The organism is Streptomyces sp. ADI96-02, assembly GCF_003846185.1.
Taxonomy (GTDB): Bacteria; Actinomycetota; Actinomycetes; order Streptomycetales; family Streptomycetaceae; genus Streptomyces.
In genome coordinates, this window is sequence record NZ_ML123034.1 from 4,803,115 (window position 1) to 4,814,811 (window position 11,697).

5 protein-coding genes are annotated in these 11,697 nt (G+C 74.7%); all 5 read left to right on the forward strand.

Annotated features, from left to right (window positions below):
* Window positions 1-15 precede the first annotated feature (15 nt).
* The 5 genes from EES43_RS21305 to EES43_RS21325 all read left to right on the forward strand — a co-directional run bounded on the left by EES43_RS21305 (window position 16) and on the right by EES43_RS21325 (window position 11,693).
* Window positions 16-762 (forward strand): thioesterase II family protein, encoded by a 747-nt coding sequence (locus EES43_RS21305; RefSeq protein WP_164493217.1) that lies wholly within the window; start codon window positions 16-18, stop codon window positions 760-762.
* Window positions 763-768: 6 nt separating this feature from the next.
* Window positions 769-1,803 (forward strand): isocitrate/isopropylmalate dehydrogenase family protein, encoded by a 1,035-nt coding sequence (locus EES43_RS21310; RefSeq protein ID WP_124270190.1) that lies wholly within the window; start codon window positions 769-771, stop codon window positions 1,801-1,803.
* Window positions 1,804-1,877: 74 nt separating this feature from the next.
* Window positions 1,878-3,254, forward strand: a complete 1,377-nt coding sequence (locus EES43_RS21315) for an FAD-dependent oxidoreductase (protein WP_124270191.1) — start codon at window positions 1,878-1,880, stop codon at window positions 3,252-3,254.
* Window positions 3,245-3,589, forward strand: a complete 345-nt coding sequence (locus tag EES43_RS21320) for an antibiotic biosynthesis monooxygenase family protein (RefSeq protein WP_124270192.1) — start codon at window positions 3,245-3,247, stop codon at window positions 3,587-3,589. The genes EES43_RS21315 and EES43_RS21320 overlap by 10 nt, the downstream gene beginning before the upstream one ends.
* A 277-nt stretch (window positions 3,590-3,866) precedes the next feature.
* Window positions 3,867-11,693, forward strand: coding sequence for a non-ribosomal peptide synthetase (locus tag EES43_RS21325; protein ID WP_164493218.1), 7,827 nt, complete (start codon window positions 3,867-3,869; stop codon window positions 11,691-11,693).
* Window positions 11,694-11,697 lie beyond the last annotated feature (4 nt).

Below are 11,697 nucleotides of genomic sequence, written 5' to 3' on the forward strand. Positions count from 1 at the left end.
AGAAGGGCGGGGCGGATGAGCCGGATGCGGGAACGGGGCTGGGTGCGGTCGCTGACCGGCATCGACGGTCCCGGTGTGCGCCTGGTGTGCTTCCCGCACTCCGGGGGCTCTGCCATCGCCTTCGGCGAGTGGGCCGCGGCGGTGCCGTCCGGCACGGCGCTCATGGCCGTCCAGTACCCCGGCCGCGGTGACCGCTTCGGGGAGCCGCCGGTGGACGACGTGGCCGCGATGGCGGACTCCGCCGCGGCGGAGCTGCTGCGGCTCCCGCCGGGCGACCGCGTGCTGTTCGGGCACAGCCTGGGCGCGCTGGTCGCCTACGAGACGGCCCTGCTGCTGCGGGACGCCGGTGAGGAACCCCGGGCGCTGTGCGTGTCGGCCGCGCTCCCGCCCGGAGAGATGAGCGAGCGGAACGTCCACCTGGCCCCCGACGACGAGTTCTGGGCGACGCTGCACGCGCTGGGCGGCATCGAACCCGCCGTCCTGGAGAACAAGGAGCTGCGCGAACTCCTCCTGCCCATGCTCCGCTCGGACCTGCGGGCCCACGCGACGTACCGGCCGTCGCCCGGCGCCGGGCCGCTGTCCTGTCCGGTGCGCGGCTACCACGGCGAGGGCGACCCGCTGGTGGCCGAGGCGCGGCTTGCCGGGTGGGCGCGCGTCACCTCCGGCGAGTACAGCGGGACCGTGCGGCCGGGAGGCCACTTCCACGTGGAGCACGACGTCCCGGGACTCGTCGCGGACGTGCTGAGCCACGGACGGGCGTGAGCGGCTTTGACCACCATCACCGTCATTCCCGGTGACGGCATCGGACCGGAGGTGACCGCTCCGGCGCTGGACGTCCTCGACGCCCTCGACCTCGGCGTGCGGACCGACGTCCTCGACCACGTCAACGCGGAGACGTACCTGCGGACCGGCCGGGCCCTGTCGGACGCCGACGTCGACCGGGTCAGGAAGAGCGGGGCGACCCTGCTGGGCGCGGTCGGCGATCCCCGGCTCGGCGACACGGCGTACGTACGCGGCGTCCTGACCACCCTGCGCCTGGAACTCGACCTGTACGTCAACTACCGGCCGGCGAAGCTGTGGCACGACCGGCTCAGCCCGCTGCGCGACCCGGCACGCCGGGCGATCGACTGCGTGATCGTCAGGGAGAACACCGAAGGGCTCTACAGCGGCGTCGGCGGCAGTACGCGGACCGGTTCCCCGCACGAGATCGCCCTCGACGTGGACCTGAGCACGCATCACGGGGTGTCGCGCATCCTGGACTACGCCTTCTCCGTCGCCCGCAGATCGGTCTGCCTGGTCGACAAGGCCAACGCCGTCCGCAACGGGGGGCGGCTGTGGCAGCGCTGCTGGCGCGAGGCGGCGGCCCGGCATCCGGACGTCGACACGTCACACCTCTACGTGGACGCCGCGGCGATGAGACTGGCCACCGATCCGACCGCCTTCGACGTCATCGTCACCAACAACTCCTACGGCGACATCCTGAGCGACCTCACCGCCGCGCTCGCCGGCGGCCTCGGCGTGGCGGCGTCGGCCAATCTCAACCCCGACACCGGGCGGGGCCTGTTCGAGCCCGTGCACGGCAGTGCGCCGGACATCGCGGGCACCGGAACCGCCAACCCGTTCGCCGCCATCCTCTCCGTGGCCCTGCTGGCCGAGCACCTGGGCGGAGCCCGGGAGGCGGAGGCGGTCCGCCGGGCGGTCGCCGCCGCCGTGGCCGCAGGACGGGTCACCCGCGATCTCGGCGGGTCCCTGAGCACGAAGGAGGCGGGCGCCGTGGTCCTGGCCGGGCTGCGGCAGCCCTGAGGGCCGACCCGCGATCGCGCGGGGGCACGGCCGGGGAACTGTCGGAGGAAGTACGGACCAGGGGCGGGGATGCCATGCACGGGAACGACTCGGGCCGCACGGCCGAGAACCACGAGACGGTCGTCGTCGGGGCCGGCCTGGTGGGGGTGGTCACCGCTCTCTACCTGGCGCCCCGGTTCGGACCGGTCACCCTGCTGGAGAAGCGGGAGGCCCCGAGGCCCGACCCCGGCTCCCGGGGCAGGTCCCTCACGGTGATGCTGTCGGCGCGCGGCTGGCGCGTCCTGTCGGACCTGGGCGTCGCGGACGCGGTGCGCGGGATCTGCGTCCCGTTGTACGGACGCTGCGGGCACCCGCCCGACGGGCGGGCCCGGGTGACCCCGTACAGCCGCGACGAGCAGCCCATCTGGTCCGTGGAGCGCGAACGGCTGCACCGCATCCTGCTGGACGCCGCCGAGGCGACGCCCGGCGTGCGCCTCCGCTTCGGGCAGCGCGTGCGCTCCGTGGACCTGGACGACCCGGCCGTGCTGGTGGAGGACCGGCACGGGCGGCACCGGCTCAGGTGCCGCCGGATCCTCGGCTGCGACGGCGCGCACTCCGCCACCCGGGCCGCCCTGGAGGCGCGCGGCGCCCGAGCCGAGGTGCGCAAGCTCGAACTGGCCTATCAGGAGATCGACGTGCCGGGCGGCTGGCTCGACCGCAGGACCATGCACTACTGGCCCACCGGCGACGCGATGTTCGCCGCGTTCCCCATGCCGTCGGGTGACTTCTCCGGCTCCCTGTTCATGCGCCTCGACGGCCCGGCCCCCTCCTACGCGGCGGTCGGCGGCGGCCGGGACCTGTACGAGACGTTCGCCGCCCACTTCCCCGAACCGGCCGCGGCCATACCCGACATCGCCGGCCAGCTCGCCTCCCGGTCCGTCTCCACCCTGTCGGTCGTCCGCTGCGACCGGTGGGTGTGGCAGGACGCCTTCGCCCTGCTCGGCGACTCCTGCCATGCGATGGCGCCCTTCATGGGGCACGGCATGAACTGCGGCTTCGAGGACGCCCGGGTCCTCGTCGACTGCCTCGACGCCACCGTGGACTGGGCGGCGGGACTGGCCGCCTACGAGAAGTCGCGGACCGAGGACGCCGAGGCGATCTCCCGGCTCTCCTACCGCCACTACTTCACGATGGCCAACCCGCCCCGCGAGGAGACCCCCGCCGACGTGCTGCGCGGGCGGCTCCTGACCCTCTTCCCCGACCGGTTCTCCTCGCTGTACGAGCAGTGCGCCTTCACCGAGGAGAGCTACGCCTCGGTGCTGCGGGGCGACCGGAGACTGGACCGCCTCGTGGCGGACCTGCTCGACCGCCACGGCACGGATCTGGCGTCGGCGCCCGAGGACCGGGTGCGCGCCTGCACGACGTCGTTCACCACCGGCACAGCCACCCTGGAGGACTCCGGATGTTCGTGATCCTGTTCAAGTCGCGCCTCTCCGATCAGGCGGGCGAGGAGTACTACGCCACCGAGGACCGGATGCGCGAGCGCGTCCGCGAGATCGCCGGGTCCGACCTGGTGGACGTCAAGCAGTACACGGCGGAGGACGGCGAACGCCTCGCCGTCGTGATGTGGCGGGACGCGGAGACCCTGGAGAAGTGGCGTTCCGACCCCGACCACCTGGTGGCGCAGCGACTGGGCCGCGAACGCTGGTACTCCGCCTACGAGCTGACCGTCGCCGAGGTGGTGAGGACCAGCGCACACGGAACCGCGCCCGTCGCGGCCGAGGAGCAGCGCACGACGACGGCCTGAGGAACGTACGCCCGCGGGCCGGGAGACCGCCGGACCGGGCACGACCGGGCGGGACACCGCCGGGCGGGACGGACACCGGGCCGGACGAGCACCGGGCCGGACGGTCAACGGACCGGACGAACAGCGGCCGGACAAACGCCGGGCCCGAAAAATTGGCGGACATGGTTCGGGATACGGCCAATTCTGTTCCGACCTCTAGCCAATATCTTTCAGCCCGGTTGATCGGCCTCACTGCCGAGACAAGCATCAGCACGGTGAGTGACTGATGGTCAGGATCATGTTGCTGGGGGGAATCTGGATGGGCTGTACCGGCGTCACATCCGCGCAGGAAGCCATGTGGCTCGCACAGGAACTCGCTCCGGACGTACCGAACAACGTGGCGACCCTGTGGGACGTCGAGGGCGACCTGGACGCCGCCCTGCTCGCCACGGCCGTCAGGACGGCCGTGGCCGAGGCCGACGCACTCAGGGTGAACTTCCGCCGGGACGACGGTGGACTGCGGCAGCTCGCCCGGGACTTCGGGGACTGGGAGCCGTTCCGTCTCGACGTCGGCGGGACCCCCGACCCCGCCGACGCCGCCCGCGCCGTCGTCGCCGGCCTCGTGCGGCGGCCGTTCGACCTGGCCGAGGACGCGCTCCTGCGGATCGGCTCGATCCGCCTGGGACCCGGCCGCCACCTCCTCGTACTCGTCTTCCACCACATCCTCACCGACGCGTTCGGCGTGCTCACGCTGCTGTCCCAGCGGATCGCCGAGGTCTACCGCGCGCTGCACACGGAATCCGCCGTGCCGGAGGGCTCCCTGGCCCCGCCGGGCGAAGCGGTCGCGAAGGACGCGGCGTACCGGACCTCGCGACGCTTCGCCGACGCCGAGCGGTTCTGGCGCGACTACCTCGCCGCGGACCCGCAGGCCGCCCGGCTGCCCACCGGCGTACGTCCGCCCGCCGGGGCCTTCGGCGACGGGCCCGGGTACTGGGACGGACTCACCGCACAGCAGGGGATGACGACCCGTACCGCCGTGGTCCCCGCCGCCGAACTCGCCGCCTGGGAGCGGACGGCCGACACGGTCCGCAGCACGGTGTCCGACCTGATCGCCTCGGCCGCCACCGCGTTCCTGCGCCATATGTGCGGCCAGTCCGAGCCGTTGCTCACCATCACCGTCAACCACCGCGTCGGCCCGCTGCGCCGCTCCCTCGGCCTCCTCTCCAACCGCGTGCCGCTGCGCCCGCGGGTGGACCCCGCGGCCGACTTCGTGGAGCTGGCCGAGACGCTCGGCCGGGAGCGGGGCCGCGTCCTGCGGCACGCCCGGCACGACGTCTCCCTCGTCAAACGGGCCACCGGACACGCCGGCGACGCGCGCAGCCCGTTCGGCGCCGTCGTCAACGTGATCCCCTTCGTCCGGTCACTCGACCTCGCGGGGGCCGAGGCCCGCTTCGCCGGCGGCACCTTCGGCGTGATCGACGAGATCATGGTCTGCGTCTACACCGACGGCGGGGCCGGCAGCGATCTGTACGTCCGCTTCGACGCACCGAGCGCGGAGTACGACGAACAGGACGTCGCCGGGCTCGCCCACCGGTTCACGGCCTTCCTGCGCACGGCTCTGGCCGACCCGCGCACCCCGGTCGGCGACGTGTCCGTGCTCGGCCCCGCCGAACGCCGCACGCTGCTCGCCGCGTGCGCCGGGCCCGAGGTGGCCCCGCCGCCCGCGACCCTGGCCGAACTGCTCGACGCCCAGGCCCGCGCCACCCCGGACGCCGTCGCCGTGGCCTTCGAGGACACCCGGCTGACCTACCGGGAGCTGGACGCGCGGTCCGGGCGGCTCGCCCGCCTGCTGGCCGAGCGCGGCGCCGAGCCCGAGCGGTTCGTCGCCGTCGCCGTGCCCCGCTCCCCGGAGCTGGTCGTCGCCCTGGTCGCGGTGATCCGGTCAGGGGCCGCCTACGTGCCGGTCGACCCGGACTATCCGGCCGCCCGGGTCGCGTTCATGCTCGCCGACGCCCGGCCGACGCTGCTGCTGACGGTCGCCGAGGTCGCCGACCGGCTGCCCCCGACGGACGTCCCCCCGGTCCTGGTCGACGACGCCCCGCCGTCCGGAGACACCGCCCTTGCGGTACCGCACCGCGTCGACCACCCCGCCTACATGATCTACACCTCGGGCTCGACCGGACGGCCCAAGGGAGCCGTCGTCACGCACGCCGCGATCGTCAACCGACTGCGCTGGATGCAGGACCGCTACCGGCTCGACGGCTCCGACCGGGTCCTCCAGAAGACCTCCGCCTCCTTCGACGTGTCCGTCTGGGAGTTCTTCTGGCCGCTGATCACCGGCGCGACCCTCGTGGTCGCCCGCCCGGACGGGCACCGGGACCCCGGCTACCTCGCCGAGCTGATCCGGCGGGCCGGCGTCACGACGGCGCACTTCGTCCCGTCCATGCTGGCCGAGTTCCTCACCGAGGAGACGGCCGCCGCCGGCACCGGCCTGCGCCGCGTCGTGTGCAGCGGCGAGGCGCTTCCGCCCGAGCTGGCCGCCCGGTTCCACCGGGCCTTCGGCGTGCCCCTGCACAATCTGTACGGGCCGACCGAGGCGGCCGTGGACGTCACCGCGTGGCAGTACCGGCCGGGGGCGCGCACGATACCGATCGGCACCCCGATCTGGAACACCGCGCTCTACGTCCTCGACAGCCGGCTCCGGCCGCTGCCGGCCGGAGTCCTCGGCGACCTCTACATCGCGGGCGCCGGGCTCGCCCGGGGCTACCACGACCGCCCCGGCCTGACCGCGGAGCGCTTCACGGCCTGCCCGTTCGGCCCGCCCGGCGCGCGGATGTACCGGACCGGCGACATCGCCCGCTGGAACGCCGACGGCGAGCTGGAGTTCGCCGGCCGGGCCGACCAGCAGGTGAAGATCCGCGGCTTCCGCGTGGAGCCCCAGGAGATCGAGGCCGCGCTGACCGAGCACCCCGGAGTGCTCCGGGCCGCCGTCGTCGCCCGCCCCGGCCGGGGCGCCGACCGGGCCGCACAGCTCGTCGCCTACGTCGTCGCGAACACCGCCGGAGGCGGCGGCCCCACCGGCACGGAGTGGGACCTGCACGCCGGGCTGGACCTCGTCGAGCTGCGGGGCTTCGCCGGGACGCGGCTGCCCGCCCACCTGGTGCCCGCCGCCTTCGTCGCGCTCGACCGGCTGCCGTCGACCGCGAACGGCAAGCTGGACGTGGCCGGGCTGCCCGCGCCGGAGTTCACCGGACGCGCCCACCGGCCGCCCCGGACCGACGAGGAACGTCTGCTGGCCACCGCGTTCGCCGAGGTGCTCGGTGTGAGCCGGATCGGCGTCGACGACGACTTCTTCACCCTGGGCGGCGACAGCATCCGGGCGATCCAGGTGGTGGCCCGCGCCCGCGCCGGCGGCCTCGCCCTCAGCCCGCACACCGTGTTCGAACGCCGTACCGTCGCCGCGCTGGCCGAGGCCGCGACCGGCCTCGCCGCCCCGGCGGCCCTCGCCGAACTCGACGGCGGCGGCCTCGGCCTGCTGCCCCTGCCCCCGATGGCGCGGCTGTACGCCGAGCGCGGCCCCGGCCTGGACCGGCTCGCCCAGTGGCTGGTGCTGACCGTGCCCGCCGGACTCGACCGCCCCGGGCTCACCGCCGTCCTGCGCGCCGTCCTCGACCGGCACGACGTCCTCAGATCACAGCTCACGGACGGCGGCCTGCTGGTGCGGGCGCCCGGCGATCCGGACGCCGACGCACTCCTCGGACACGTCGTCCGCCCCGTGGACCGGGACGGCGAGGGGTACTGGGACGGCGAGGAGTGGCAGACCCTGCTGCGCGCCGAGGCCGCCGAGGCCGTACGCCACATCGACGCGCGGGCCGGCCGCATGCTCCGGCCGGTCTGGTTCGAGGCGGCCGGCAAAGGCCCCGGGCGGCTGCTGATCGCGGCCCACCACCTGGTCGTCGACGGCCTGTCGTGGCGGGTGCTGGTGTCCGACCTGGTCGAGGCCGGACGCCAGGTCCGAAGCGGCCGGACACCGGCCCTGCCCGCCGCCGGAACCTCCCTGCGCCGCTGGCTGCACGCCCTGACCGACGAGGCGGCCCGGCCCGAGCGCACGGCGGAGGTCGCCCTGTGGCGGGACATGCTCGCCGCTCCCGCCGCCCCCGTCGGCTCCCGGCCGCTGGATCCCCGCAGAGACCTCACCGCGACCACGGACACCGTCCGCGTGCAGCTCCCGGCCGACCTCACCGACGCCGTCCTGACCTCGGTCCCGGCGGCCTACCGCAGCGGCGCGGACGACGTGCTGCTCACCGCCCTGGTCCTCGCCCTGGCCCAGCAGCGCCGGGGCGTCAGGGACGGCACGGCGGTCGTACGGCTCGAAGGGCACGGCCGGCAGGAGGAGCTGGTCCCCGGCGCGGACCTGTCCAGCACCGTCGGCTGGTTCACCACGGTCACCCCCGTCCGGTTCGACCTCTCCGGGATCGACGTCGACGCGGCCCTCGCCGGAGGCCCGGCCGCCGGCGACGCCCTCCGGCGGGTGAAGGAGCAGCGGCGCGCCCTTCCCGACCAGGGCATCGGCTACACCCTGCTGCGCTACCTCAACGACGCCACCGCCGAGGAACTGCGGCCCTACCCGGCGGAGGAGATCGGCTTCAACTTCCTCGGCCGCTTCTCCTTCGAGCGCCCGGAGACGGCCCAGGGCCCCGCTCCCGCCGCCCCCGACGCCGGGTGGACCCCGGCGGCCGAGTGCCCCGAACTGGTCGCCGCGCCCGCCGCCGACATGCCGGCGCCGTCCGCGCTCGAACTGAACTCCCTGGTGACCGGCGTCGGCGACGGCGCACGGCTCACCGCCCTGTTCACCTTCGCCACCGGAGTCCTGACCGCCGACGAGGTCCGCGCCCTGGCCGACGCCTGGTGCGCCGCCCTGCGCGGCCTGCGCGACCTGGTCGCGGCCGGCGGGCGCGGGCTGACCCCGTCCGACGTCCCGCTGGTCCGCGTCGGCCAGGACGAACTGGACGGCTGGCAGCGGCGCTTCGGCCGGGTCGGCGACGTATGGCCGCTCACCCCGTTGCAGGACGGCCTCCTGTTCCACACGATGCTCGCGCGCACGGCCTCGGAGGCGTACCAGACGCAGTTCGTGTTCCGGCTCGAAGGGCCCCTGGACCCGGCGCGCCTGCGGGCCGCGGGGCAGGCCCTGCTCGACCGGCACCCCAATCTGCGGGTGGCGTTCCTGCCGAGCGCCACCGGCGAGCCCGTGCAGATCGTCGTGGACGACGTCCCCCTCCCCTGGCGGCAGGCAGACCTCAGCGGGGAGACGGACCCCGGCGACCGGCTGGAGGAGATCCTCGCCGAGGAGCGGGACGCCCGGTTCCGCACCGACAGCCCGCCGCTGCTCCGCCTCACCCTCGTCACGCTCGGGCCCGGACGCGCCGAACTGGCCCTCACCGCCCACCATGTGCTGCTCGACGGCTGGTCGGTGTCGCTGATGCAGCGCGAGCTGATGGACCTGTACGCCGACGCCGGCCACGACGCCGGAGCGCCCGTTCCGTACGGCTACCGGGACTTCCTGCGCTGGCTGTCGCGGCAGGACAGGGCGCTCTCCGCGCGGGCGTGGGCGAAGGAGCTGGCAGGGGTGGCGGAGCCGACCCTGCTGGCGTCCCCGGCGTCCCCGGCCGAGCCCGCCGACAGCGGCAGCGGGCAGATCGACGCGGCGCTGAGCGGCGAGGACGCCGCCAGGCTGGCGCGCCGCGCCGCCGAATGGGGCGTCACCCCCAACACCCTGCTCCAGGGGGCGTGGGCCGTGGTGCTCGCCGAGCTGACCGGCCACGAGGACGTGCTGTTCGGGGCCACGGTCGCGGGTCGGCCTCCCGGGCTGACGGGCGTGGACACGATGATCGGCCTGTTCATCAACACGGTCCCGGTCCGGGTGCGGTGCGCGGCGGCCGACCCGGTACGGGACGTGCTCGGGCGGCTCCAGGACGGCCAGGCCCGCCTGCTGGACCACCACCACCTCGGGCTCGCCGACATCCAGCGGGCGACCGGGCTGAGCGCCCTGTTCGACACGCTCGTGGTGTTCGAGTCGTTCCCCGTCGACCGGTCCCGCCGGTCGGCGGCGGGGCTGGCCGTGACCGGCATCCGCCCGTACGCCCCGCCGCACTACCCGCTGACCGTGATCGCGGCGGCCGACCCGCTGCTGCGCGTCTCCTTCCAGTACCGGCGGGACGTGTTCGAGCGGACGGCCGTGGAGGCGGTCGCCGACCGGCTGGTGCGGGTGCTGCGGCAGTTCGCCGCCGATCCGGCGACCACCGTCGGCGCGCTGGACGTCCTGTCCGACGCCGAACGCGAGCAGGTGCTGCACGGCTGGAACGACACCGCCGCGCCGCTGCCCGGCCTGACGGTTCCCGAGCTGATCGCGGCACGGGCGGCGGCGGCGCCGGACGCGGTCTGCGTCGACTTCCACGGGCAGTGCCTGACGTACCGGGAGCTGGACGAGCGGGCCGGCCGGCTGTCGCACTGGCTGGCGGGCCGGGGCGTGGGCCCGGACACGCGGGTCGTCGTGCTGCTGCCCCGATCGCCCGATCTCCTGGTCGCGCTGCTGGCGGTGTGGAAGGCCGGCGGCGCGTACGTGCCGGTCGACCCGGACTATCCGCGGGCCCGGGTGCGGGCCGTGATCGAGGACAGCGCGCCGGTACTGGTCCTCGACGAGGAGCGGCTGGCCGGAGTGGACCTGTCCGCCGGTTCTCCCCATCCGGCCGGCGGTCCGGGCGTCCGGGTCGGCGCGGACCACGCCGCCTACGTCATCTACACCTCCGGCTCCACCGGGCGTCCCAAGGGCGTCGTCGTCCGGCACGGCTCCCTGGCGACCCTGCTGACCGGCATGCGGGAGCGGCTGCCCCTGACGCCGGACGACCGGCTGCTGGCCTGTGCCACGGTCGCGTTCGACATCGCCGCCCTGGAGCTCTTCCTGCCCCTGCTGGCCGGCGGCCGGACGGTGCTGGCCGACAAGGACGACATCACCCAGCCCCAGGCCCTGCTGGACCTCCTCGGACGGGCCGGCGTCACCGTCATGCAGGCCACCCCGGCCCTCTGGCAGACCCTGGCCACCCATGTCCCGGAGTGCCTGGCCGGACTGAGGGTGATCTCCACGGGCGAGGCGCTGCCCCTGGCGCTCGCCGAGACCCTGTGCAAGTACGCCGCCGGGGCCGTCAACCTCTACGGGCCCACCGAGACCACCCTCTACGCCACGGCCGCCGACCTGGTCCCCGGCGCTTGCGGCATGCCTCCCTCCATCGGCCGTCCGCTCGCCAACACCCGGATGTTCGTCCTCAACCGCGCGCTGCGACCGGTGCCTCCCGGTGCGATCGGCGACCTCTGGATCGCCGGCGAGGGCCTGGCACGCGGCTACCACGGACGGCCGGGGCTCACCGCCGCGCGGTTCACGGCCTGCCCGTTCGGCCCGCCGGGCGCGCGGATGTACCACACCGGGGACCTCGCCCGCTGGACCGTCGCGGGCGAGGTGGAATACCTCGGCCGCTCCGACCACCAGATCAAACTGCGCGGCTTCCGGATCGAACCCGCCGAGATCGAGTACACCCTGACGCGCCACCCCGCGGTCCGCCGCGCGGTCGTCGTCGCCCGCGAGGACCGGCCCGGCGACCGCCGGCTGGTGGCGTACGTGGTGCCCGACACCGACACCGAACCTCCCGCCGAGGAAGCGCTCCGCAGCGCCGTCGCGGACCGGCTGCCGTCCTACATGGTCCCGGCCGCGTTCGTGGTGCTCGCGGAACTGCCGCTGACGCCGAACGGGAAACTGGACCGATCCGCCCTGCCCCGGCCGGAGTTCGGCGGCGACGCCCACCGAGCGCCCCGGACGGGGCGGGAGAGGGCCCTGTGCGCACTGTTCGCCGAGATCCTGGGCGTGGAGCGGGTCGGCGTCGACGACGACTTCTTCGCCCTCGGGGGGCAGTCGCTCCTGGCCACCCGGCTGGTGGCCCGGGTCCGTTCGGAGATGGGCGTCGACATCCCGATGCGGATCCTCTTCACGGCCCCCACCGTGGCCGAACTCACTTCCCGCTGGAACCAGATGCCGGCCTCTTCCCGAAAGCCGCTGCGGAGAACGAGCGAAAGGTAGGCAC

Coding starts and splice junctions, on each gene's coding strand:
- EES43_RS21315 (WP_124270191.1), top strand. CDS start 1,878: ATGCACGGGAACGACTCGGGCCGCACGGCCGAGAACCACGAGACGGTC.
- EES43_RS21320 (WP_124270192.1), top strand. CDS start 3,245: ATGTTCGTGATCCTGTTCAAGTCGCGCCTCTCCGATCAGGCGGGCGAG.
- EES43_RS21305 (WP_164493217.1), top strand. CDS start 16: ATGAGCCGGATGCGGGAACGGGGCTGGGTGCGGTCGCTGACCGGCATC.
- EES43_RS21325 (WP_164493218.1), top strand. CDS start 3,867: ATGTTGCTGGGGGGAATCTGGATGGGCTGTACCGGCGTCACATCCGCG.